Genomic DNA, 26,160 nt, shown 5'->3' with positions numbered 1-26,160 from the left:
TCGGGATGACAACCTTTTCTTTTTTATAAAACATTGATATATTCTATTTATACAATAATATCCGCAACATTCTATTTGATTCTTTTTCATAAAGCTTATTCCTTATATCATTTTTCTGTAAATCTACTTTGAATATTTAAATGTTAATTATAAGCATTTGATATATAATTCATTGTGTTATTGTCTCTGGATAATAATCTACTTCAATTTATACCTGTTGGTTAACATAAGTGAAATTAAGTTATATTTGTTAAGCAGGGATAATTATAAATATGCTTTGTGACAGGAATAACCTTGTTATAATGAAAAACACATAGGAAAATATGAAAAAACAGGTTTTTGTATTAGCCATACTTTTATTTTCACATCTATGTTTAGTCGCGCAGTCTTTAATCAGGGATGACAACAGCCTGAAAGAAGACTCTATTATTTCAGACTATCTTAGAAAAGCAGGAAACCAATCGGTAATTTATTCAGGGAAAATGGCAAGTAGTATATTGCTTAATAGAGCAATACCATATCTTAAGCCCAGGTCAGAAGAAAAAAATGCAACAGACCCTTCTTATTTTATAAAAGGAGAAAAGACTTCTTATACAACAGGACAACTGTTTTTTGATGATATCGTATATCCGGATATAACTATGCGTCTGGATCTTATGAATAACGAACTGGTTGTACTGGCTCCTGATAAAACGGGTATGATCGTACTTGATCCGTTAAGGCTGAAATATGCAGATTTATTCGGTTACAGACTCTTCTTCCTTATTCCTGACAGATCCAATAAACTTCCGACAGAAGGTTATTATATGCAGTTTTATGGAGGGAAATACTCTCTTTATAAAAGATATACTTATCCATCATTTGTCGCATCTATACAAAATGTTAAACAAACGATAACATATTATATATATGTAGATGGAAAATTTCATAAGATAAATAATAAGGGCTCACTACTAAAAGTGTTAAAGACGAATAAGGAGGAGCTTGAACAATTTATAAAAGATAATAAATTGAATTTTAGTAAAGATAAGGACGAGTCTTTTGCTTTAGTCGTTCAGTATTATGAAAAACTCAATGAAGAATGATTATGAGATATTCCAATTATATTATCATCGCTTTTTTAATGCTGGCTTTGCCTGTTTTTTCACAACAAAAAATAGATATGGATCTTAAAGATCAACCGGTATTAGAATTATTAAAGAAGATAGAGGCTGCTTCACCTTATCAAATATTTTGTGTCCCCTCTGAAATGGATTCGGTTAAGGTATCAGTAACATACCGGCAAGAAGACCCTCTGACGATATTGCAGGCTGCTTTTGCAAATACTCCTTATCAGATTTCAAAATATGAGAATTATATATTTATACTTAAGAATAAAAAGTTGATGACTTATTTGCCTGAGAATATGTTTGGTAGTAAACAGGCTTATAATATAATGGATTCAACAGTCTATTCCACGCTGTCATTAATAAATGAACATCAGGATAGAAGAGCAATATCTGAATTTAAGATTTATGAAGTAGGAAATCCTTCACAAAAAACATCAGGAAAGGCGAATCTTACCGGTTATGTTCTTGATATGAAAACAGGTGAACCCGTACCCGGAGTCTCTGTTTATATAGAGGGTACAAGTATTGCTACAATGACTGATACCTATGGTTATTATTCGTTATCGGTTTCGCCCGGACGACACGAATTGAGTATTAGTGGTGCAGGGCAGAAAGAAACAAAAAGGCAGATATTATTACATTCTGAAGGAAGACTCGATATACAATCTGTAGAAAAAGTATATGCCTTACGCGAAGTTACTGTTCAGGCCGATAGAAAAGATAATATAAAGCAAACGACCATGGGTGTGGAACGTTTGAAAATGAAAGAAATAAAGAACGTGCCGACAGTATTTGGCGAAAGCGATATTTTGCGGGTTGTAATGATGCTGCCGGGGGTTAAGTCGGTTGGTGAAATTTCAAGCGGATTCAATGTAAGGGGAGGAGCTACCGATCAGAACTTGATTCTGTATAATGATGGTACAATCTATAATCCCACTCATATGTTCGGATTATTTTCAGCTTTTAATCCGGATATTGTAAAAGATATGGAATTATATAAGAGTAGTATTCCGTCTAAATACGGTGGACGGATATCTTCTGTGTTGGATATAAACGGGCGTGAGGGGAATAATAAAGAATTTCATGGAGCGGCCAGCATAGGATTACTTACCAGCCGTCTTGCGGTAGAGGGGCCTATCGTTAAAGAAAAAGGTTCATTTATTCTGGGTGGACGTACAACTTATTCTGACTGGTTGTTAAAACAGCTACCAGAAAAAAGCGGATATAAAGATGGTAATGCTAATTTCTATGATATCAATCTGGGTATTACACATAAATTTGATGAGAGGAATACAATCTATGCCAGTGGCTATTATAGTCAGGATAATTTCAGATTTCAGCAAGACGAAAAATACGGATACAGAAATGGAAACGGGTCGCTGAAGTGGCGGCATGTATTTTCACCGAAGGTAACAGGAGTCTTTACTGCGGGTTACGATCATTATGATTATAATATACGCAATGTTGTTAATCCGCCGGAGGGGTATAAGCTTGAATTTGTTGTTAATCAAATGTATGGCAAGGCTGATTTGTCATGGTATTATAACAATGAACATACTTTCAACTTCGGATTCAATTCTCTTCACTATAACCTGAATCCTGGGACAATTACACCTAATGGAGACGAATCTATTATACTTACAGATCAGATTCAAAAAGAAAAGGCATTAGAATCTGCGTTTTATATTGGAGACCAATGGAATGTTAATTCGAAACTCGCTATCGATTTTGGTATTAGGTATTCTATATTCAATGTTTTAGGCACACGCAGTTATAACCTTTACGATCCGGGTTCACTGCCATCTGAGGAAACCGTTACGGAAACAGTTGATAATAAAAGCGGAATACTAAAAACATATCATGGTCCCGAATTCCGTTTATCAGCCCGTTATGCTTTTTCCGACGACTTGTCGGTTAAGGCAGGTGTGAATACGATGCGGCAGTATATTCATAAAATATCGAATACTGCGATTATGTCGCCAACTGATACATGGAAACTGAGTGATGTGAATATTAAACCTCAAAAAGGCGTACAGTTTGCAGTGGGTGTATATAAGAATTTCTATAATAATATATTGGAAGCTTCTATTGAGACCTACTATAAAACGATGGATGATTATCTCGATTATCGTAGCGGAGCCAAACTGATAATGAATCATAATCTGGAAAGAGATGTTCTGAATACTAAAGGGCGAGCCTATGGTGTAGAATTGATGCTGAAAAAGACTGCCGGAAAGCTGAACGGATGGGTGAGTTATACCTATTCGAGAACTCAGTTGAAACAGGATGATGAACGTATATCTATACCTGTGAACAGGGGAGAGTGGTATTCTGCTGACTTTGATAAGCCTCACGAATTCAAATTTATAAGTAATTATAAGTTTACCCATAGGTTTAGTTTTTCTCTCAACTGCGAATATACAACAGGACGTCCTGTGACATTACCTATATCTAAGTATGTATATGCTGATAAAGAATATGTATATTATTCTGATCGTAATAAATATCGTGTTCCTGATTATTTCAGGATGGATGTATCATTTAACATAGAGCCCAGCCATCATTTGACATTGTTAACCCATAGCATGATATCGTTTGGTGTATATAATGTGACAGGTCGCAAGAATGCTCATTCTGTATATTATCAATACGAAGATGGACTGATAAAGGGATATAAACTAGCTATATTTGGTGTGCCTATTCCATATTTGTCTTATAATATTAAATTTTGAAATACATTATGAAGAATGTTATTTATATATTTTTAATGTTGCTGTTTGTCAGCTGTGTAGAGGAATTTAGTCCGAAAGGAATAGATGAGGCAAGCAACTTACTTATCGTTGACGGAATAATATCGGAAGGGGAAACTACGATAAAGTTAACCCGGAGTGTAGGGCTAAATGATAATACGTCGAATGTAAAGCTGGTGATGAATGCACAGATGCGGATAGAATGTACCGATGGAACAACTTTTCCGTTTGCACTTAATTCTAATTATGGAGATTATACTGCATTTATAGATGAGCTTAAGGCAGGGCAGAAATACCGGTTAATTATAAATTTGGATGGGCTGGAGTATCAGTCAGATTATATGGAGCCTATGGAAACTACAGAAATTGATGAAATTTATGTACAGAAGGACGATGCTGAAGATGTATCGGTACGGGTATCTACTCACGGCTCGGAAGAGAATTCCAAATATTATCGCTGGACATATAATGAGATATGGGAAATACAATCGAGAATAAAAGCTTTGGGAGGTATAGTCGCCGATACCCTGGCGATGTATGATCAGGTAAACGGGCCAATAAATCCCGGGCTTTATTGCTGGGTTTACAATGAATCGAAAGGCTATTCTGTAGCTACATCCGAATCATTGTCGGAAAATCGTATTATAGGTAAGAAAATAATGGAAACAAATGAAAACGATGAACGTTTTTCTATGCTCTATTATATTGAAGTTAAACAGAATTCGTTACGTAAGGCAGCATATGACTATATTGTAAATTTAGAGAAGAATATAGAAGAGATGGGGAGTATATTTGGCCCTATGCCATCTGAGATGAAGGGGAATATTACTTGTGTAACGAACCCTGATAATCCGGTTATCGGATACGTTGATGTTTCCACGACGACCAGTAAAACGTTTTTTTACTCTTACCCGAACGATGTCTATATAGAAGGTTATATAGACGGCTCCCTCGTTTGTAAAATAGAGGAAGGTTATCCGGATGGTAGCTATGGTATAGTCTCTTTTTTACCGGATCCTCCTCCTATACAGTACACCATTGCTCCACTAAAGTGTATGGATTGCAGGCATAATGGGGGAACAAAAGCAAAACCTCCATTTTGGCCGAATGATCATCAGTAATTTCTGTAAAAGAACTAAATATATAAGATATGAAGATAAAATATCTATCGGGTTTATTAATGTTTATTTTTATACTGTTTACTTGCTTTCAGGTGACGGCGAAAGGTACAGATATGTTGCAAGAGCGTATATATCTGCAAACGGATAAGCAAGTGTATCTGTCAGGTGAACTTGTCTGGCTTAAACTGATAACTACGGATACAGATGGTAAACCTTCTTTTCTTAGTAAGATAGCTTATGTAGAACTGTTGGACGGATCAGAATCCCGGGTGCAGATAAAACTGGATATAAATAATGGAGTAGGTGAGGGGTGGATTGCGTTACCTGCTATATTGCCAACCGGTTATTACCGGGTTGTAGCTTACACCCGTTATATGAAAAATGAGGGAACCGGTGTCTTCTTTAATAAAGATATTGCTGTAATTAACACTTTTAATAATGAGGAAAAGCCGGAAAATTCAAAATCTGTAACAACATCATTGTCTGCCCCGCAACTACAAAAGATGAACAATACGATTTCTCTAGCTACAGATAATGCTGTATATTCCCGGCGTGGAGCAGCAAAAATTATATTGGATAATTTACCAGACAATATTCATACACTATCTGTTTCTGTAGCAGGGAAAGACTTATTACCCATTGCAGATGGTAAGTCCTTAACTGAATGGCGCAGTAGTATTAAATCTGTTGGAAATAAAATATTTGAGAATAAATATTTGCCCGAATATGAAGGTCATATAATATCAGGTAAATTAGTAAATATAGAAACAGGACAAACTGAGCATGAAAGATATGTAGTCCCTTTTATGTCTTATATAGGTGATAAAATTCATTTCTTTTCAGGTCATATTGATGATAACGGGATTGTCTCTTTTTATACAAGACATACAAACGGTGTAAAAGAGATTGCCACAACCCTGCAAAATGTTTCAGGGAAAAGATATAGGATAGACATAGAATCGCCGTTTAGTACACAGCATGGTGATAAGCCGAAGCGGCAATCGTTACCATTAGATTCTGCATATAAGGAGCAATTGCTGGACAGAAGCGTAGGACTGCAGGTATTATATGCTTATATGAATAATTACCTTAATCAATTTGAGTATGAGTATCCTTATTTTTCATCCAGACCACAAAATTCGTATTCACTTGACGAATATACCCGTTTTGTTACAATGCATGAGGTGATTACTGAATTTGTAAATCAGGTACGCATAAGCAGAACACAAGGTAAGTCTTATATATCTTTATATAGAGAAGATATGGGATTCTCTACAGGAAATACTTTAGTCCTTATCGATGGCGTACCTATTCTCGATCATGGCATCGCGCTGAAATACAATCCGTTACTGGTTAAACAACTGGATATTTATTATGATAAGTATGTTTTTGGAGGGCAGATCTTTGATGGTATTCTGTCTTTTTATACCTATAATTTAAATTATCCTGACCTTGAGATGGACGAATCGTGTCAGTTCTTCGATTATGAAGGCACACAGATTTGTCGCCAGTTCTATATGCCGGATTATGATAATGAATCGAAGCAGGAGAGCCGTTTGCCGGATTTCAGGCATACTCTTTACTGGGCACCACATATACCTACAAATGGTAGTAGGTCGTTATCAGTCCCGTTTTATACATCCGATTTGCAAGGTGAGTATACCGTTAAGGTGGAAGGCTTGACTACTGATGGAAAAGTTGTTGAGGCTATGTCAGTTTTTAAGGTCGAATAACCGGATTGTTCTGATTATATGAACAAAAGAGGCTGTCTTTTCAGGAAGACAGCCTCTCATATTTTATTTTGTATTTTGTTTAGATATTCTCTGTTTCTATATTGCGGCCGCCTTTTCTCCAGGCTTTGCTATAATAACCTTCCACTAGCGAACTGACAATAACACCTTTCTTTATAGAAGCGTGGATGAATTTACCATCTCCTATATATATACCAACATGATTGATATATTTTTTGTTGAATGTAGAGAAAAAAACCATATCTCCTGGGATAAGGTCCTCTTTGGAAACAGATATTTTCAGATTTTTGGCAATAGTGGTACTTACCCTGTCTATTTGCTGGTCATATACATTTTTATAAATAAGGCTTGTAAACCCGGAGCAATCAACAGCCTTACGGCTCATGCCTCCCCGGCGGTAGCGTGTGCCCAGCCAGTCAGCAACTTCTCTGTACAAATCCAGATGGGCAGGATCTGTGATTGCAATACCCAGACGAACTGATAATTCCTGCATTTCCTTTTGTTCTATCAGGCGCTCTTTCAGGTGAGACAGCGACTTGTTTATGTCCGCATCTGCCAGCAGGTCGTTTGAAGACGAAAAGAGAGTTGATTGTTCTACAAGACGTTTTTCAACTTTTGGCAGGGTGATAGGGCTGCCATCATTGGCAGTCATTTCTATGTTTTGAGAAGATTGAACAACCTCAACCTTTTTAGTCGTTACAGCGGAGCTTGTTTTTTGCTTTTTCTTTCCCGATTTAGCGCTTTTTACAGAAATAGCAGAGATTGGTAAAACAGCCATGGAAAAGATCAAGAATATAGATGGTATCCGCTTTAAGTTTTTTCGTAGACTCATATACGTTAGTTTAAAACCCGATAAAAATAAGTAATTCGGATTAATCCAAGTGTATGGTATAATGTTTTTTATAATATTTTAAGGACTTCTTTTCTTTATTTTATGCGGCCTGCCTGCTTCCATGTCCGGCTGTAGTAACCCTCGTCAAGATGACTGACTATTACTCCGTTGGACGTGGATGCATGTACAAAAAGCCCGTCTTTAAGGTAGATGCCTACATGGTTTATCCTTTTGTGGCTCTTGGCTGTAGCAAAGAATACCAGATCGCCGGCCTGTAAGTCCGTTTTCGATATTTTGTGCATTTTCATTTTTGCCAGATCAGATGTAGAACGGGGAATCTTCTTATTGTATACTTTCTGATAGATAAGATATGCAAAACCCGAACAGTCCAACCCTTTACGGGAAAGTCCGCCATAACGGTAGGGTACACCCAACCATAAGGATGATTCGGCATAAAGGGGTATATTTCTGTCGTCATCTTTATCTGTATTGCTTAGTCTGATTCCTAATTTATCGGATAATTCGGCTACTTCTTTGGGGTCGTATAATACGCCTGTCGCAGTTCGCTGCGTGCCACACGAAGTAATCAGTATGATTAATAAACTAAGCAGAATCGTGTATTTAATCGTAGTTTTAGCCATAAATAAATTAGTCAGTTTAAAGATAAGCAATATAAAAAAAGAAAAGCGGTTTTGTTTCCAAAAACCGCTTTTCTGTGTATAATAAAATAATTAATGCAATTATTCTTTATCTCCAGCAAATGATACTGTTAATGTTTCAAATACCGGAACATTATCTACATCTATAGTCAGAGTCATTGCACCGCTAACAACTGTACCTTTTACTTTAACATTAGCATTCGTAGTTCCTCCTTCAAGAGTAGGAACTGTTATTGTAGTAGTTGTTTCTGCTAAAGTATAAGTTGAACCACTCTTTGTGATAGATATATTAGGAACTACAATATCTCCAACCTCAAAATCTACATCTCCCAACGGAATTGATAAATTTTCCAATTTAAGGGTAGCTACGTTATCAGCAGTTCTTGTCAATGCTATATCTTTATCTGTCTTAATAGTTCCTATAGTTTCTCCCAGAGGAATACTAAGTTCTCCTGCATATGTACCGGCGATCTCATTTGCATAATCTGTAGTTGTATCATCGTCGTCATCACTACAAGCTGTAAAAGTCAAACCAAGTGAGAATACCAACGCTAATAAATAGATAAATTTTTTGTTCATAATAGATTCTTTTTAATTCATTAAATTAACTACTGTTGGTATATTGATGCATTCAATTCACCAAAAGCTGCACAAAGATATGATTTATTTACATAACTTCAGATTCCCTGCTCTCTGCTTATAAATTATTGGTAACTAATTTTAACTAAAACTTAACTATTACTGTTTTAAAAATTCATCTATATGTTCTGCCGTTTTTCTCCCTGATGCTATGCTTGTTACCACCAGTGATTGCCCGCTGACACAGTCGCCTGCGCCGAATACTTTCGTTATATTTGTCGCCCGTTTCTGGTCTGTAGTTACATTATGGCGTATGTCATCTGTTTTTATTCCCAGTTCCTGCAATAATCCTTCTTGAATCGGATGAACAAAGCCAAGTGCAAGAAAAACGAAATCGATTTTCAATATTTCGGGTTTTCCTACCTCTTTCATTATATGCTTTCCCGATTCATCCTGTTCCCAGGCCACCTCTATAAGTTCAACAGCGGTTAGCTTACCGTCTTCTCCTATAAATCGTTTTGTATTGAGAGACCAGCGGCGTTCGCAACCCTCAAGATGGGATGAGGATGTTTTGAGTACAACAGGAAATGGTGCAGGCCATGGATTTTCTATATCTTCCAGTTTTTTAGGCTTAGGCAAAATTTCTATTTGCAGTATATTAGCAGCACCCTGGCGGTTGGCAGTTCCGATGCAGTCCGAACCGGTATCTCCGCCGCCGATAACCAGCACGTTCTTACCTTTTGCATCGATGATCTGATCCGCAGGAACCTCTTCTTTTGCTATCAGCTTATTCTGCATAGTAAGGTATTCCATTGCATAGTAAACCCCTTTTAATTCGCGTCCTTCGATAGGGAGATTGCGGGGTACCTGTGAACCAATGGCTACACATATAGCGTCATATCCTTTAAGAATATCTTTTCCTTTAATGTCTTTCCCTATTTCGGTATTTACAATAAACTTAACGCCCTCTGCTTCCATTAATTTGAGGCGGCGGTCGATAATGTTTTTATTGAGCTTAAAATCAGGAATACCAAAGCGGAGCAACCCTCCTATATGTGAACTTTTTTCATATACAGTGACGTCATGCCCCTTTTGGTTCAACTGATTTGCAACAGCTAAACCCGATGGTCCGGAACCAATTACAGCTACTCTTTTACCTGTACGTTTTGCCGGAACTTTCGGTTGTATATAGCCCTCGTTGAATGCCTGTTCTAATGTGGCCGCTTCATTTTCGCGAATGGTTACCGGTGCGCGGTGAATGGAGAGCACACATGACTTTTCGCATGGGGCCGGACAGATACGTCCTGTGAATTCAGGGAAGTCATTGGTCTGCATCAGTATTTCCGCTGCCAGTTTCCAGTTTCCTTTGTAAATATATTCCTGCCATTCGGGCATTTTGTTACCTAACGGGCATCCCCAGTGACAAAATGGAACACCGCAATCCATACAACGGGATGCCTGCTCACGTCTGTCTTCAGTGTTCAGTGTCTGTTCTACTTCTCCGAAATCGAGAGTGCGCTCCTGAACAGGACGATATCCCGCGTCTTTTCTTTTTACTGTCAAAAATGCTTTTGGATTTCCCATGTTATTAATGTGAAAATTTGGGAATTAGCAGATTAGCAAATATATTTTCGAATATGCTAATGTGCTAATTGACAAATTAATAATCAAATTCTACCTGCGCTATCTTTTTCTTTATAGCTTCCAGTTTTTCATCCTGCAATACCTTTTTATATTCAATCGGTGTAACTTTCATGAATCTTTCTACTTCGGTATTCCAATGGTCGAGAATGTGTTTTGCCAGAGGGCTGTTAGTGTATACATAATGATTCGTTATCAGTTGGCGAAGTTCACGGCTGTCATACGTGTCTTCTATCAGGGATAATTCCACCATTTGCATGTTACAATAGTAATCGAAATCTTCATTTATATTGTATACATAGGCAACACCGCCACTCATACCGGCTGCAAAATTGCGTCCGGTTGCGCCCAGAACCACAGTCCGCCCGCCTGTCATGTATTCACAACAGTGATCGCCTGCACCTTCCACTATGGCAGTTGCGCCGCTATTACGCACACAAAAGCGTTCGCCTACTCGCCCGTTTATGTATATTTCACCCGAAGTAGCACCATACAAGAGAGTATTACCTGCAATGATATTTTCTTCTGGCCTGAAACTTGATACAGTAGGAGGCACAATGATGATCTTACCTCCCGACAAGCCCTTCCCTGCATAATCGTTCGTATCTCCTTCGAGCCGGAAAGTTACTCCGTGAGCAAGAAAAGCTCCGAAGCTTTGCCCGGCCGATCCCTGGAATGTACATTTTATCGTGTCAGTAGGAAGGCCTGTATTTCCATATTTCTTAGCTATTTCGCCCGAAAGCATAGCCCCGACAGTACGGTCGGTATTCCTTATCACATGCGATATTTCGATAGGCATGGTTTTATCGATAGCCATGCGCGATGTCGTGATCAGTTTTCTGTCTAATACATCGTCCAGTTTATGTTCCTGGTTTTTTATATGGTGTATTGCGTTTTCTTTAGCCTCTGTAGGAAAATAGAGCAGGCGTGACAGATCGAGTTTTTCGACTTTCTTATTGATATCGCTTTTTACATATTTCAACAGATCGGTACGTCCTACTATTTCATCCAGTGATTTTACACCCAGCATTGCCAGGTATTCCCGTACTTCTGCTGCGAGGAAGTTGAAATAGTTAACCAGGTATTCGCTTCGTCCGATAAATTTCTTCCTCAACTCTTCATTTTGAGTAGCTACTCCCACGGGGCAAGTATTCAGGTGGCATTTGCGCATCATGATACAGCCCAGTACAATAAGTGCGCTGGTAGCAAATCCATACTCTTCGGCTCCCAGCATAGTAGCGACGATAATATCATGACCTGTCTTCAGCTGCCCGTCCGATTGCAGATAGACTTGTCCACGCAGTCCGTTCAATACCAATGTTTGTTGCACTTCGGCTAAACCTATCTCTAACGGAAGTCCGGCGTGTTTGATCGAACTGGCAGGACTTGCGCCTGTTCCGCCTTCGCAACCACTGATTATGATACGGTCGGCTTTCGCTTTAGCTACTCCGGCGGCAACTGTACCTACACCGCTTTCCGATACCAGTTTTACACTGATCTGTGCTATTGGATTTACACTCTTTAGGTCGAAAATCAACTGCGCCAGGTCTTCTATGGAGTAAATGTCATGATGTGGGGGAGGGGAGATAAGTGAGATTCCCGGAATGGAATGCCTTGTCTTTGCTATGACCTTATCCACTTTAAATCCGGGAAGCTGTCCTCCTTCACCGGGTTTTGCTCCCTGTGCTATTTTTATTTGTATTTCATCAGCATTGATAAGATATTCAGTGGTAACCCCGAAGCGTCCTGATGCTACCTGTTTGATTGCAGAACGGGCATTCGTCGCAAATCGTTCGGGAAGTTCACCCCCTTCTCCGGTATTGCTTTTACCTCCTATCGCATTCATAGCTACAGCCATTGCTTCATGTGCTTCACGGCTGATAGAACCAAATGACATGGCACCTGTCACAAAACGTTTAGTGATGGCTGAGACGGATTCTACCTCCGATATATCGATCGGCTTCTTAGCCGGATCGAAGTCTAAGAAGTCGCGCAGGAATATCTTTTCAGGCTTTTTGTTAATACTTTCTGTGTATTCTCTGAATTTTTTATAACTACCCAGACGGGTTGCCATTTGCAATTTAGAGATCGTTTCGGGATTCCATGCGTGGTATTCTCCGTTACGCCTCCAGGCGTATATTCCCTGATTGATCAGGGACGGATCAACAAAGTCATCTTCAAAAGCTTCATAAAAAGCTTCCAGTGTATCGCTTGCAATATCATTCAGGTCAATACCTTCGATTTTTGAGGTTGTGCCTTTAAAGTATTTCTCAATAACAGGACTGCTGATACCGATGGCTTCGAATATCTGTGCTCCGATATAGCTTCTGAGAGTGGAAATCCCCATCTTCGACATGGTTTTGAGTAAACCTTTGTTGACGGATTTCACATAGTTCTTCATTGCTGTGTAGAAGTCGAGCTGTATATCGCCTTTCTTAACAAGGTCTTCGATTACAGCTAATGCCAGATATGGATTCACGGCATTCGCTCCATATCCGAACAGCAAAGCGAAATGCATTACTTCGCGTGGCTCGGCAGATTCTACCACAATATCTATCTGCATGCGTTTACGGCGTTCTATCAGGTAATGATGGACAGCAGAAACAGCCAGTAATGAAGGAATTGCCGCATGATCGGGATCAATTCCCCTGTCGCTCAGTATAATATAATTATTGCCGTTGTCTACCGCCTTTTCGGCTTGTTTACATAGCGTGTCTATTGCCTTTTCAAGTCCGGTACCCCCTTGTTTAGGGTCAAAGAGCATAGGCAGTACCTCACATTTGAAGCCTTTGTATTGCAGGTGGATAAGTAAATCCAGTTCACGGTTAGATAAAAACGGATTAGATAAACCTACCATCTTTGTATGTTCGGGCATTGGCTCCAATATGTTTTTATGTAGTGAGCCTATGTATCCGGCTAATGACATGACCAATTCTTCACGTATCGGGTCGATAGGAGGATTTGTTACCTGTGCAAATAATTGACGGAAATAAGTAAATAAACGCTGCGGCTTATTCGATAGTACGGCAATAGGCGTATCATTCCCCATAGATGCTGTCGGCTCTTTTCCCTCTGCGGCCATCGGAATAATGATCTTTTCGATGTCTTCCTTGTAAAATCCGAAAACTTTTAGCAATTTGGTATAATTATCCACACTGTATTTTGGTGTCCGGCCAGATGATATATCATCCAGCGAGATACGGTTCTTGGATAGCCATTCACGATAAGGATAAGCTTTTGCAAGATTCTCTTTCAGTTCTGCATCGTATTGTATAGTGCCGGTTTCAGTGTCTACCATCAGCATTTTGCCCGGACGCAGACGCCCTTTTTCTTTGATTTCGGATGGCTCGAATGGCAAAACTCCCATTTCGGATGCTACTACCATTACATCATTCTTTGTCATCAGGTAACGGGCAGGGCGTAGCCCGTTGCGGTCTAGCAGCCCACCTGCATACCGCCCGTCGGAAAAGAGCAGAGTGGCAGGACCATCCCATGGCTCCATAAATAAACTATGGTATTCGTAAAATGCTTTCAGTTCGGTTGAAATAGGGTTTTTATCGTTCCACGATTCCGGAACCATCATTGCCATGGCATGAGGAAGCGATTTGCCCGACATGACGAGGAATTCCAGTACATTGTCAAACGATGCACTGTCGCTCATATGCGGTTGAACTACAGGCCATATATCATTGATATTACCTAGTAATTCGGATTTCAGAACGCTTTCCCGGGCTTCCATCCATAAGCGGTTTCCTTTTATCGTATTAATCTCTCCATTATGCGCCACCATGCGGAACGGATGTGCCAGATCCCAGGTGGGGAATGTATTGGTGCTGAATCGGGAGTGTACAAGGGCGATGGCGCTTGTCAGATGCGGATTCAGCAGGTCGGGGTAATAATGTCTCAACTGTTCGGAAGACAACATCCCTTTGTATATAATACGCTTGGTGGACAGGCTGACAACATAAAAAGAACGTTTTGTCGCCATCGAGAATGTTTTAGAGTTAAATATCTCTTTCTCTATTTTTTTTCGAAGAATATAGAGACGGTGTTCCAGTTCGTCCTGAGACATGCCTTCTTCACCGACGATAAATATCTGTTTGATATGTGGCTCATTGCATAGTGCCATTTCACCTAATATTTCACTATTGACAGGTACATCGCGAACAGCCAGAAGTTTCAGCCCCTCTTTTTCAATGTGCTGGGTCAGGGTGATCATGCACGATTCGAGTTCAGCTTTGCCTTTTGGTAAAAAGACCAATCCTGTCCCATAATGCCCTTTTTCCGGAACAGGGACTCCCTGTAACAGAATAAATTCGTGGGGAATTTGCAGCATGATACCTGCGCCGTCTCCGCTTTTGTTATCTGCGTTTTCGGCTCCCCGGTGTGTCATGTTCTCCAGGACTCGAAGTCCGTTCTCTACGATAGCATGCGATTTAGCACCTTTCATATGCAATACCATTCCTACTCCACAAGCGTCGTGTTCGTAGGCTGGATCATATAATCCGTGCTGAATTGCTGATTTTAAATCTTGCATAGTAATAGTTGAATATATGATTGAATGAGAAATTGGAAATTATTCCAATGTAATATTTGACAAAAGTACAAAATATATTTGTTAATAAATTCTTTTTGATTGATAAAATATGCATTTTTAATTAAAATGTAATATTTTTTCGTTTTATATTACAAAAAGATTTTATCAAAAACGAAAAGAGTCACACTTATATTTAAGCGTGACTCTTTTAATATTTATATTATATATTTAATTATAAAGAGTATCGTATTCCTCCATAAAAAGATTGTGTGCAAAGCTTATTCGGAAAAGATCTGATTGTCCAGTCTATTTCATAATTCAGGGACAAGTATATCTTTTCGTACAATTTTATATTGACTCCAACATTAGATCCGATAGCAGTATATTTAAATTGATGGAGGTTCAGGCCAAGGCCTATTCTGGGCTGTATATTATATTTACTGTACATGTATTCCATAAAGAAGGGTATTTTGTGATACAACTTATTTTTACCTTCTCTTGCATATGTATAATTTAAATCGGATTGTACATTGTTCCAGTCCCATTCTTTCTGAGGAGATAGAGCTACTCCGGTTTTGAAAAAGAAAGAGTCCGACTCTCTTTGTAACCAGATGTAGGCGTATAATCCTGTCATAAAATTTGTGCCACCAAAAGGTTGTTCGTTGTCAAATATGAGACTTTTATAATTTGCGGCACCTCCTAAGAGTTCGAGGTCTATCCTTACTTTTGATTTCTGTCTGAATATAGTACAGGCATCGTCAGGACAGACCTCTTCATGGTATTTCTTTGCAATTTTTATCAGGTTGCCATGTCCGGGTCTTATGATTTTTTTTATTTCTTTTTGAAATTTCACCATATCAGGGACATCAGATGTGTACTTATTTAATATACGGATATGATCATTCGATTTTTCCAGATATTCTGTTCCATCACCTTTTTTGACATATTTTTCGGAATATATTAATTCTTCCATACCTAAGCCATCTTTCTCTACATAGTAGTGTTCTCCGGTATCATCACGCAGATAGTAAACGTTTAGTATTCCATGAATCAGATATTCGAGAAAAACATCTTTTCCGTTCATATTTCTTGATACAAAAAGTTTATTGTTAATGATACAATATGCTTTTATTTCGCCCGGGTAGTATATCTGAGCCGTGTCTTTTTGCCTGAAAACACATTCCTTGTTCATCGTTTTATCTCCCATAAGGGTTATTTCTCCATAGACAGTATCTCCGGATAGCTTTACTATATAGCCTTGTTTAAAACCAGACTGACTAAATAAATAATTACAGGATAGTACTAGAAGAATGAGTAGTGCCAATTTTGTTTTCATCGTGGTATAGTTAGATCCGTGTTAGGCCAACAAAGATAGTATATTATATGAAATAAAAGAGCCTGAAATATTGGTATTTCAGGCTCTTTTCATATTTTTCTTTTATCGGATGAATAGTAATTCCCTGTATTTAGCCAGTGGCCACATTTCATTGTCTACGATCAGTTCCAGTTTGTCTACATGATAGCGGATCTCATCCAGATGAGGCGCTACAGTGTCGTGATATGCAACTGCTTTTTCCCGTTCGCTTTCTATGTTGTTTGCTATTTTACGGGCATCGATCATTTCGTGCACTTTGGCATTGATCGCATTTACGTGGGTAGAAACTTTTTCTATCAGGCGTAACTGTTCTGCTCCTAATGTTTTATAATCGTCTGAAATTTCTTTCAGTTTCGATACGTTGGTTAACAGAATAGACTGATATGAGATTGCTACCGGAATGATATGGTTCAAAGCCAGATCACCTAACACGCGCGATTCTATCTGTATCTTTTTGGTGTATGTCTCCCATTTCACCTCATTGCGGGCATGAAGCTCAATCTCAGAAAGTATACCTTCGAATGTTTTGATGCTTTGTTTTGAAGTGTAAGCGTCGTAAATCACAGGAACACTGGTTTCACAATCCAGTTTGCGTTTTTTAGCTTCAGCTTTCCATTCGTCGCTGTAACCGTTACCGTTGAAACGGATAGGACGTGATTCTTTGATATATTTTTTCAGAACTTCGTAAAGGGCTTCGTCTTTAGATTTTCCTTTTTCGATCAGCATATCTACTTCCAGTTTGAATGCTTTCAATTGTTCTGCTACTGAAGCGTTCAATGCAGTCATAGCAGATGCACAGTTGGCAGAAGAACCTACCGCACGAAATTCGAAACGGTTTCCGGTAAACGCAAATGGAGATGTGCGGTTACGGTCTGTATTGTCGAGCAGGATTTCAGGAATTTGTCCTACGCCCAGGCTAATCTGTTTTCTGCTGTCTACAACAATTGCATCTTTTACCGAGCTTTTTTCAAATTTATCGAGAATATCACTTACCTGTGTTCCCAGGAATACAGAGATGATTGCCGGGGGCGCTTCGTTCGCACCCAAACGATGTGCGTTGGTCGCTGAAGAAATAGACGCTTTGAGTAAAGCATTGTTTTTGTGAACAGCTGCCAGAATATTTACAACAAATGTAATAAAGCGTAGGTTAGCTACTTTGTCCTTGCCTGGAGAAAGCAGGTTGATACCTGTATTGGTAGTCAGTGACCAGTTGTTGTGTTTGCCTGATCCGTTGATTCCCTTGAATGGTTTTTCGTGGAACAGTACACGGAAAGAATGCTTGCGTGCGACCTTGTCCATTACCGACATAACCAATAGGTTGTGGTCTACGGCAAGGTTACATTCTTCATATATAGGAGCCAGCTCGAACTGATTTGGTGCAACTTCATTGTGACGGGTCTTTACAGGAATGCCAAGGGAATAAGATTCATATTCCAGTTCTTCCATGAATTTCTGTACACGTACAGGGATAGCACCAAAATAGTGGTCTTCCAGCTGTTGATTCTTTGCACTTTCGTGACTCATCAGCGTTCTTCCGGTCAAAGCTAAGTCGGGACGAGCCATGAACAAATCTTCGTCAACAAGGAAATATTCCTGTTCCCATCCTAAGTTTGCTTGTATTCTTGTCACGTCTTTGTTGAAATATTGCGCAACATCGGTGGCAGCCTTATTTACTGCATATAAAGCTTTTAATAAAGGCGTTTTATAGTCGAGAGCTTCGCCGGTGTACGAAATAAATATTGTAGGTACGCATAATGTATCTCCAACAATAAATGCAGGGGAAGACGGATCCCATGCCGAATATCCACGGGCCTCGAATGTATTGCGAAGGCCGCCCGATGGGAAACTGGAAGCATCAGGTTCCTGTTGTGCCAATAATTTCCCTTCAAACTCTTCGATCATACCCCCCTGTCCGTCATGCTCAACAAACGCATCGTGCTTTTCGGCAGTACCGTCTGTCAGAGGATGAAACCAGTGGGTGTAGTGTGTCGCTCCGTTTTCCAAAGCCCACATGCGCATGCCGGCAGCTACGTGTTCGGCCAGGTTGCGATTTACAGGCTCACCTCTGTCGATGGCATTATGTAATGCGTCAAAAGTTTCTTTTGACAAGTATTTTGTCATTGCTTTACGGTTGAAAACTTTTTCACCGTAATACTCCGATGTCTTGCCTTTAGGTTTTACTACGTTGATAGGTTTCCTTTCCGAGGCCAGTGCTACTGCTTTGAAACGTAACTTTGTCATAAAATTGGATTTATTGAGTTATATATGATCTTTTAAATTAAAATCTTTTTTAACCGGCTGACGGCTTCCCTGGTATTCTCGAGTGTGCCAAAAGCTGTTAACCGCAGATAGCCTTCTCCACTAGGGCCGAACCCTACTCCCGGCGTACCTACTATATTCAGCTCACTCAGCAAATAGTCGAAAAATTGCCACGATGTCATTCCATTGGGTGTTTTTACCCAGATGTAAGGCGAATTAATTCCGCCAACGACTTGTAATCCTTGTGTGGATAGGGCTTCACGGATTATTTTAGCATTGGTCAGATAATAATTTATTGTGTCTTTTACCTGTTTTTTCCCTTCCGGGGAATAACATGCTTCAGCTGCCCGTTGGATAATATATGGGACTCCATTGAATTTAGTTGTATGGCGTCTGTTCCATAATTTATTCAATGAAACTTTTTCTCCCGATTTGGTGTACCCCATCAGTGCTTTAGGTACTACAGTGTATGCACAGCGGGTTCCGGTGAAGCCTGCGGTCTTTGAGAAGCTGCGGAATTCGATGGCGACTTCTTTGGCTCCTTCTATTTCGTATATGCTGTGAGGTACATCACCTTCAGTAATAAATGCTTCGTAAGCTCCGTCGAACAAAATAAGCACATTGTTTTTAAGTGCATAATCAACCCAGACTTTCAGCTGGTCTTTAGTAAGGGTTGTCCCTGTCGGATTGTTGGGGTAGCATAAGTATACGATGTCTACCTTTTCTTTTGGCAGTTCCGGCACGAAATCGTTTTCGGCAGTGCATGGCAGGTAAACAATCTCGCTCCATTTACCATTAGCCTGCAAATCTCCGGCACGTCCGGCCATCACATTCGTATCTACATATACGGGGTAAACCGGGTCGGTAATGGCTACAATATTGTCAAGCCCTAAGATGTCACCAATATTCCCGGTATCGCTTTTCGATCCGTCACTGACAAATATTTCGTCCGAAGATATATCTAAACCCAGTGCTTTGTAGTCGTTTTCTACAATTGTATTCACTAAAAAATCGTATCCCTGCTCGGGGCCATATCCGCGGAATGTGGAAGCATCGGCCATTTCGTCTACGGCTTTGTGCAAAGCTTCTACAATAGCAGGAGGTAAGGGTTTGGTAACGTCGCCAATGCCCAGGCGTATAATGTTCGCATCGGGATGCGCTGTTTTAAATTCGGTAACTTTCCGTGCAATATCTGAAAACAGGTAGCTGCTGGGAAGTTTTGTATAATTTTCGTTTATAAATGCCATGTGATTTTAATTTGAAAATGTGATAATTAGCAAATATGCAAATGCTTCTTATCTAATTTTCTTTTTAATTATTTCAATTTATTATTTGTTAATATGCTAATTTACTAATTCTCCTTCAAATACCGTTACAGCCTCACCTGTCATGTAGATATGGTTGTTTTCCTCTTTCCATTCTATTTCGAGGTCTCCGCCCAGTAAATGTATTCTTATCTTTCTGTCGCAATAACCGTTCAGTATAGCGGCTACTGCCGCAGCGCAGGCACCTGTTCCGCAGGCCAGGGTTTCTCCGGCTCCACGTTCCCATACACGCATATTGAGTGTGTTCCTGTCTACAACCTCTATGAATTCGGTATTGGTCTTACGGGGGAATATCGGATGCTTTTCGAATTTAGGCCCGATAACCGGTAAATCCAGATTTTTGATACCTTCGGTAAATGTCACGGCATGTGGATTTCCCATCGAAACACAGGATATTTTCCATATTTTGCTGTCTATATCCAATGGATAATTTAATACAGGTTGCATATCTATGTTTACAGGTATTAAAACCGGATCGAGTATAGGTTCGCCCATATCTACTGTTATCTTCCGCGCTTTTTCGTTTCCTTCCAGTAATGTGATATACTTCACTCCGGCTAATGTTTCCAGTGTTATTTCTTTTTTTGTAGTCAGTCCGTTGTCGTAAACAAATTTGCCTACACAGCGCGAAGCATTTCCACACATCTCGGCTTCAGATCCATCTGAATTAAACATTTGCATTCTGAAGTCGCAGGTCTTGGATGGTAAGATAAGCACTAAACCATCTGAGCCGATACCAAAGTTTCTGTCGCTTAATTTTATTGCCAGTTCAGAGGGGTTTTCTATATGGTGTTCAAAGCCGTTTATGTAAATATAATCGTTTCCGGCTCCTTGCATTTTTGTAAATTTCAGATTTCTCATCTAGTCTAAGACGTAAATTTTATTGTATATTTTGTTCGATTTCTTATTTCGATGCAAATTTCATACAAATTATTCGAATTCGCAAGAATATTATAACATTTTTTCTTTTTTAATGAAATAAAAAATCTTTTTGATTTGGTAATTATAAAAAGATGTATCAAAAAGATATAATTAAGAAAGATGGTTTTACAAAAATCAAGGATTCATCTTTTAATGACATCCCTTTAATGTATTTATGTGTCTTTTTAAATCAAAATATCTTTTATTTAATTGTTTATGAAACGTGAAGAAGTTTATCTATGTTAGTAGATAGTAGTCCAGTAGAAGCAATCTTTGAAATGGATAAAGTTGACAAGTAAACGGGATACAAGTAAACAAGTTTTTCGTTTTTGGGATTTAACTGCGTTTCTCTTCTGCTCGCGCAGACTTCCAGTCTGTGTGTTGCGAAGCAATAAAGACAGATCATTCTTGCTTCGGGTAAGACACGGACAAGATGTCCGCGCCAGCGAGGCCCCAAGGGGAGGTTCTGGCAAAGCCCAGAAAAAATAGAAAACTTGTAAGGTTTGTCAGGCTTTAGTTAGTGTACTAGAAAAAAAGTATACTAGTTTACTAGAAGGAATATTAATAAATAGAACTAGCAGGCTAGTAAACTTAAAACTGATAAACTAAGAACGTGTCAGGTTTTGATTGAAAAAGCTGCAAAAGTGTAACTTTTGTAACTTTTTAGTTAATTCTTTTATTACATCTAAGAAATAGAGTATTGGTTCAGAAGTAAATATGTTTAACTTTGAAGTTTGGCAAAAGGAAAATATGGAACGTTACTCAAATAGTTGTATTTGATTAATTGTATCGCATAGTCTTCATGTAAATAAACAATATCCTGTTATATCAAGTTATATCTATAAAACAATATATTATGATCATAAAACATTTCACAGATAACGACTTGTATAAGTTTTCGGTAATGCATGCCATACAAAAACTCTATCCATGGTCGTATGTAAAATATGCATTCACCAACAGAGGTAAAACAGAATTCCCGGAGGGGTTTGCCGAAAGGATGAAGGAAGAAGTGGCGGCGATGGCAAATCTGAAGCTTACGCAGGAAGAAAAAAGATATATAGAGAAAAGGTGTTATTTTTTTGACCCCGTATTTATCGATTTCCTCGAGGGATACAGATATGATCCGGAAGAGGTGCGGATTATACAAAATGGAGGTGAGCTTAGCGTTGTCATCGAAGGTTACTGGTATCGTACTGTATTGTGGGAAGTGCCATTGCTGGCAATAATCTCGGAACTTTACTTTAAAATGACGAATGCGGTACCACACAATGTAGTCGAAAAAGCGATTGAAAAAGCAAAGGCTCTTAAAGAGATGGAAGCCGATTATTCGGAATTCGGTACCCGGCGTCGTTTTTCATTTGATGTACAGGATCAGGTTGTGGCAGCATTACAGGCCAATTCAGGGGAATACTTTAAGGGCACAAGTAATGTCTATCTGGCAATGAAATATAATACAACGCCGATAGGTACTATGCCTCACGAATGGTTTATGTATCACGGGGCCGTGTTTGGCTACCGTTCGGCGAATATAAAGGGGTTAGAAGCGTGGGTAGATGTATATGACGGTAGTTTGGGTATTGCGTTGACAGATACGTATACGACCGATGCTTTCTTCGATTCATTCAGTCAAAAGCAGGCTAAACTTTTCGATGGGGTAAGGCACGACAGCGGCGATCCTCTCGTCTTTGCCGATAAAGCGATAAAATTTTACGAGCAAAGCCGTATCGATCCGACTTCAAAAACCCTGGTGTTCAGTGATTCTCTGAATCTGGAATCTGTGAAACAGATAAAAGATCATGTGGCGGCGCGCATTCACGATACGTATGGTATAGGAACTTTCTTTTCGAACGATGTGGGTGCCAAACCGCTCAATATAGTGATAAAACTCACAGATGTGAAACCCCATAAAAATAATAAGGTATATCTGAAAGCGGTGAAGTTGTCGGATGTAGAGGGTAAGCATACCGGCGATGATAAAGAAATAGACCTGAGTTTAAGAACGTTAGGGCTGATGTAGGACGATTATGGGGCTAGCCGCTCTATCTTCCAGCTGTTATCATTATTGAGTGTATATTGTATTCTGTCGTGCAGGCGGTTTTTTCGTCCCTGCCAGAATTCAATCAGGTTAGGCGTTACAATATATCCTCCCCAGTTGGTGGGGCGATGTATCTCTTTGCCTTTAAATTTTTGTTCGTAGTCGACTACCAGTTTTTCCAGGTACTCCCTGTCTGGTATCACTTTGCTTTGAGGAGAAGCCCATGCGCCAAGTTTGCTCTTTTCGGGGCGAATTTCAAAATAACTGTCTGATTCTTCTTCGGATAATTTTTCTGCAATGCCTTCTATCCTGACTTGTCTCTCAAGTTCGTGCCACACAAAATTCAAAGCGCAATGGTTGTTTTCTGCGATTTGTTGTCCTTTCCTGCTGTCGTAGTTGGTAAAGAAAACAAATCCTCCTTTCACCTGTTTCAGTAGAACTACCCGTGAAGACGGTTTTCCATCTGTTGTGGCTGTGGAAAGAGTCATTGCATTCGGTTCCAAGGCTTTTACCTGAATAGCTTCATTCAGCCATAATTCAAACAATGCCAAAGGGTCGGCAGTGGCCTCTTGTTCGGCAAAAGTCTTAAGCGCAAAATCTCTTCGTAGGTCGAATAAATCTTTCATCGGAATCTAATTGGATTATCTATATATTAAAACATTGAAGATATGATATTGTTTGTATATGCCTGAAAATATAAATCCCCATAGACATCACGTCTACGAGGATTTGAGATCAACTAAAAACTATCAATAGAAAAGTTATGTTAAACAAAGTCTGTTTGAAATATTTTCTTTTGCTATTTTCTTTTTCTTACAGTAGCGGTTACATTGTTCGCTGATACTGTAGCCGAGTAAAATACCCAGTATAAAGTCTTCTTCGGGAGTGAGCAGATTCAACGGTTTGCTTCCACAGATTTTATCTGCCACGATCATGCATTCGTCTTTGCCGAAGAAAACATTTATGTTACCATTTTTTAATTTATGAATTTTGTATCTGATAGTATTTCTTTCCAGTTTCCATCTGACCTTTTCCTCTGCGTCAGCGGTGAGGGTACAAAGCATGAGGTCGCGCACCCCTTTTTTGTATTCGTAGATCAGATGGTAGAAAATACGCAGATTATTCATTTAAATAGCTTGCTTTAATACTTCTACCCAGTTGTTTATGCGCTCTTCTGTCATATCTGGTTCGTTGTCGTTATCGATCAGTAGACCAACAAATTGACTATTCACTACGGCTTCCGAATCGTCATAAGTGTAACCGTCTGTGCTTACCTGTCCGATTATCTGAGCGCCTTTATCTTTTATCACATAATATATTTTACCTACAGCGTCACCGAAAGTATCGCTGTATGAGGACGAGTCTCCGCAACCGAATAAAGCTATTTTTTTGCCTTCGAGGTTTGCGGCTTTTACTTTGTCTATATAGCTTTCCCAGTCGTCTTGCAGGTCTCCGAATCCGAGTGTTGATGTTCCGAACAAAACTACATCGTAAGCTGAGTAGTCGGCGTTTGCTTTTGCTACATCGAACAGGTCAGAATTGCTTACACCTAATTTTTTTGCAATTTCTTCTGCTACTTCCTGAGTGTTTCCGGTTGTTGAACCGTAGTAGATTCCTATTTTTGACATTTCAAGCCTCCTTTTTGTGTTATAATTATAATTTGATTTATCTGATGCAAAGAAACAGCATTTCTCAATGTCCGGCAATACCGAAAAATAGGTATATTAATCGGTATGTCTACTCTTTTTTAGGGATACAAAAAAGCAGCCTGAACTTATCAGACTGCTTTCCTATTCTTATTTTAATATGTTTTTAAGCTTCTGCTTTCGGAACAACAGATATATACGATCTGTCGTTTTTCTTTCTGCGGAATACTACAGTGCCATCTACTAAAGCAAACAAAGTATGGTCTTTACCCATGCCTACATTTTCTCCGGGATGATGAGTTGTTCCTCTCTGACGTACCAGAATGTTTCCTGCTTTTGCAGTTTCACCACCAAATATTTTAACGCCCAATCGTTTGCTTTCCGATTCACGGCCGTTCTTCGAACTACCTACACCTTTCTTATGTGCCATTTTCTCTTATTTTTAACTGATTAAGCAATAATTTCTTTAACTATAACTTCTGAGAATTGTTGGCGGTGACCATTTAATTTACGGTGACCTTTCCTTCTCTTTTTGTGGAATATAAGTACTTTTTCTCCTTTTACCTGAGACACTACTTCTACCACCACTTTAGCGCCTTCGACTGTAGGAGCTCCTACTGTTACCGCGCCATCGTTATCTACTAATAATACTTTTTCGAACTCTACCTGAGAGCCATTTTCAGCGTTGATTCTGTGAACAAACAATTTCTGGTCTTTTTCAACTTTCATCTGTTGTCCCTGAATGTCTACAATTACGTACATCTGTTTTATATTTACAGGTTATGTGCCTGAGGCGAACCGTTTTACATCCGGTTTCTTGTTGGCCTATTGGCAATCGGGTGGCAAAGATAATAAATTGCTTTTAAAAATTCAAATTCTGAGCGAAAAGATTATCTGGCTTCATACATTTTTAATGTACCTGTTGTGCCATCGGGTATCTGACTGCTTGTCAAAGAAAAGAGAACGCTAAGCAAAGTGGTAAGATAGGCTTTATCTACTTTTATTTCTGTTATCATTATTTTTTCTCCTATCTGGATTGTTGCCTCAGACGTATTAAATTGTTCTTCATCCAAATATATAACATTTCCTTCTATCTTGTAAGTTCCCTGTCTGGATCTGAAATCAGGACCATTCGGAGAATCAATTTCTTTAGATGTCGTGTAAACCGCTCCTATTGTACCATCTCCATTTTCAATGGGAATAAATTCTCTTTTTATAATAAAATCCTTAAGATCCTGACGAAGCAGTCCGTTAATCCAGTCGTCTATCTCTTCGTTTCCTGTGTCCAAAAACCAGCCGGTAGTATACCATTCGCCGAGTATGGTTGGACGTTCTGCTTTTTCGTCATCTCCACACGACAAAAAAGACAGGCATATGATTAGGATAGCAAGTAAGCTGAATGTATTTTTATTCATAAGTAAAACTGTTTTGTAAATGTTTTTGCAAATATAAGCATATATTTTGGGATATGTATTTGCCCATAGTTAAATGTGACTGTTACATATGTCTTAAATATTCTTTATTGAAATGTCTTTTTGGTTTAAATTATAATAAATATATGCTATTTTGAAACTAAAAATTTCTTTATTAAAATAAAATGATCTATTTTTGTTGAAA

General features: G+C 39.0%; 20 protein-coding genes. 5 read left to right on the top strand and 15 right to left on the bottom strand.

What is annotated here, in order from left to right:
* The first annotated feature begins 323 nt into the window (after positions 1 to 323).
* The 4 genes from GGR21_RS10080 to GGR21_RS10065 are packed head-to-tail and all read left to right on the top strand — an operon-like array spanning position 324 to position 6,713.
* Positions 324 to 1,085 carry a hypothetical protein gene (locus GGR21_RS10080; RefSeq protein ID WP_183307092.1) on the top strand — a complete coding sequence of 254 codons (762 nt, stop codon included), beginning with the start codon at positions 324 to 326 and terminating at the stop codon, positions 1,083 to 1,085.
* 2 nt (positions 1,086 to 1,087) lie between these two features.
* Entirely contained in the window at positions 1,088 to 3,841 is a 2,754-nt protein-coding gene (locus tag GGR21_RS10075; RefSeq protein WP_183307164.1) for a TonB-dependent receptor, read from the top strand.
* An 8-nt stretch (positions 3,842 to 3,849) separates the two neighbouring features.
* On the top strand, positions 3,850 to 4,980 hold the full coding sequence (locus GGR21_RS10070; RefSeq protein ID WP_183307091.1) for a DUF4249 domain-containing protein: 1,131 nt from the start codon (positions 3,850 to 3,852) through the stop codon (positions 4,978 to 4,980).
* A 29-nt stretch (positions 4,981 to 5,009) separates the two neighbouring features.
* Complete coding sequence (locus GGR21_RS10065; RefSeq protein ID WP_183307090.1) at positions 5,010 to 6,713, top strand: alpha-2-macroglobulin family protein; 1,704 nt, start codon at positions 5,010 to 5,012, stop codon at positions 6,711 to 6,713.
* A gap of 79 nt (positions 6,714 to 6,792) precedes the next feature.
* Here the strand turns inward: GGR21_RS10065 and GGR21_RS10060 are convergent, their stop codons facing one another.
* From GGR21_RS10060 to dapF, 9 genes are all read right to left on the bottom strand, one after another.
* Entirely contained in the window at positions 6,793 to 7,563 is a 771-nt protein-coding gene (locus GGR21_RS10060; protein ID WP_183307089.1) for a C40 family peptidase, read from the bottom strand.
* Positions 7,564 to 7,658: 95 nt separating this feature from the next.
* Positions 7,659 to 8,204 (bottom strand): C40 family peptidase, encoded by a 546-nt coding sequence (locus GGR21_RS10055; protein WP_183307088.1) that lies wholly within the window; start codon positions 8,202 to 8,204, stop codon positions 7,659 to 7,661.
* A 99-nt stretch (positions 8,205 to 8,303) separates the two neighbouring features.
* Positions 8,304 to 8,771 carry a calycin-like domain-containing protein gene (locus GGR21_RS10050; protein ID WP_221232980.1) on the bottom strand — a complete coding sequence of 156 codons (468 nt, stop codon included), beginning with the start codon at positions 8,769 to 8,771 and terminating at the stop codon, positions 8,304 to 8,306.
* A gap of 189 nt (positions 8,772 to 8,960) precedes the next feature.
* A complete protein-coding gene (locus GGR21_RS10045) occupies positions 8,961 to 10,385 on the bottom strand; it encodes a glutamate synthase subunit beta (protein ID WP_183307086.1) in 1,425 nt (474 codons plus the stop codon).
* 76 nt (positions 10,386 to 10,461) lie between these two features.
* On the bottom strand, positions 10,462 to 14,979 hold the full coding sequence (gene gltB / locus GGR21_RS10040) for a glutamate synthase large subunit (RefSeq protein ID WP_183307085.1): 4,518 nt from the start codon (positions 14,977 to 14,979) through the stop codon (positions 10,462 to 10,464).
* Between the two features lie 232 nt (positions 14,980 to 15,211).
* The gene (locus tag GGR21_RS10035) at positions 15,212 to 16,315 is read right to left on the bottom strand and encodes a hypothetical protein (protein ID WP_183307084.1); all 1,104 of its coding nucleotides are present in this window, start codon (positions 16,313 to 16,315) and stop codon (positions 15,212 to 15,214) included.
* 102 nt (positions 16,316 to 16,417) lie between these two features.
* The gene (locus tag GGR21_RS10030) at positions 16,418 to 18,595 is read right to left on the bottom strand and encodes a glutamine synthetase III family protein (RefSeq protein WP_183307083.1); all 2,178 of its coding nucleotides are present in this window, start codon (positions 18,593 to 18,595) and stop codon (positions 16,418 to 16,420) included.
* Between the two features lie 32 nt (positions 18,596 to 18,627).
* Positions 18,628 to 19,860, bottom strand: coding sequence for an LL-diaminopimelate aminotransferase (locus GGR21_RS10025; RefSeq protein ID WP_183307082.1), 1,233 nt, complete (start codon positions 19,858 to 19,860; stop codon positions 18,628 to 18,630).
* Between the two features lie 96 nt (positions 19,861 to 19,956).
* Positions 19,957 to 20,799: a diaminopimelate epimerase gene (gene dapF / locus GGR21_RS10020; protein WP_221232979.1), complete on the bottom strand. Its 843-nt coding sequence runs from the start codon at positions 20,797 to 20,799 to the stop codon at positions 19,957 to 19,959.
* A 916-nt stretch (positions 20,800 to 21,715) separates the two neighbouring features.
* Here dapF and pncB point away from each other — a divergent pair.
* On the top strand, positions 21,716 to 22,879 hold the full coding sequence (gene pncB, locus GGR21_RS10015; protein ID WP_183307081.1) for a nicotinate phosphoribosyltransferase: 1,164 nt from the start codon (positions 21,716 to 21,718) through the stop codon (positions 22,877 to 22,879).
* A gap of 5 nt (positions 22,880 to 22,884) precedes the next feature.
* Here pncB and pdxH read toward each other — a convergent pair whose 3' ends face one another.
* The 6 genes from pdxH to GGR21_RS09985 all read right to left on the bottom strand — a co-directional run bounded on the left by pdxH (position 22,885) and on the right by GGR21_RS09985 (position 25,958).
* The gene (gene pdxH, locus GGR21_RS10010) at positions 22,885 to 23,523 is read right to left on the bottom strand and encodes a pyridoxamine 5'-phosphate oxidase (RefSeq protein ID WP_183307080.1); all 639 of its coding nucleotides are present in this window, start codon (positions 23,521 to 23,523) and stop codon (positions 22,885 to 22,887) included.
* Between the two features lie 135 nt (positions 23,524 to 23,658).
* Positions 23,659 to 24,024, bottom strand: coding sequence for a DUF2023 family protein (locus tag GGR21_RS10005; protein WP_183307079.1), 366 nt, complete (start codon positions 24,022 to 24,024; stop codon positions 23,659 to 23,661).
* Entirely contained in the window at positions 24,025 to 24,525 is a 501-nt protein-coding gene (locus tag GGR21_RS10000) for a flavodoxin (protein ID WP_183307078.1), read from the bottom strand. It abuts the gene before it with no gap.
* Positions 24,526 to 24,709: 184 nt separating this feature from the next.
* The gene (gene rpmA / locus GGR21_RS09995) at positions 24,710 to 24,973 is read right to left on the bottom strand and encodes a 50S ribosomal protein L27 (RefSeq protein ID WP_183307077.1); all 264 of its coding nucleotides are present in this window, start codon (positions 24,971 to 24,973) and stop codon (positions 24,710 to 24,712) included.
* 20 nt (positions 24,974 to 24,993) lie between these two features.
* Positions 24,994 to 25,305 (bottom strand): 50S ribosomal protein L21, encoded by a 312-nt coding sequence (rplU, locus tag GGR21_RS09990; protein WP_183307076.1) that lies wholly within the window; start codon positions 25,303 to 25,305, stop codon positions 24,994 to 24,996.
* 128 nt (positions 25,306 to 25,433) lie between these two features.
* Positions 25,434 to 25,958 (bottom strand): hypothetical protein, encoded by a 525-nt coding sequence (locus GGR21_RS09985; RefSeq protein ID WP_183307075.1) that lies wholly within the window; start codon positions 25,956 to 25,958, stop codon positions 25,434 to 25,436.
* Positions 25,959 to 26,160 lie beyond the last annotated feature (202 nt).

Source organism: Dysgonomonas hofstadii, assembly GCF_014196915.1.
Lineage (GTDB): Bacteria > Bacteroidota > Bacteroidia > Bacteroidales > Dysgonomonadaceae > Dysgonomonas > Dysgonomonas hofstadii.
The sequence above is the reverse complement of the archived record's forward strand: the minus strand, read 5'-3'. Positions and strand labels throughout refer to the sequence as shown.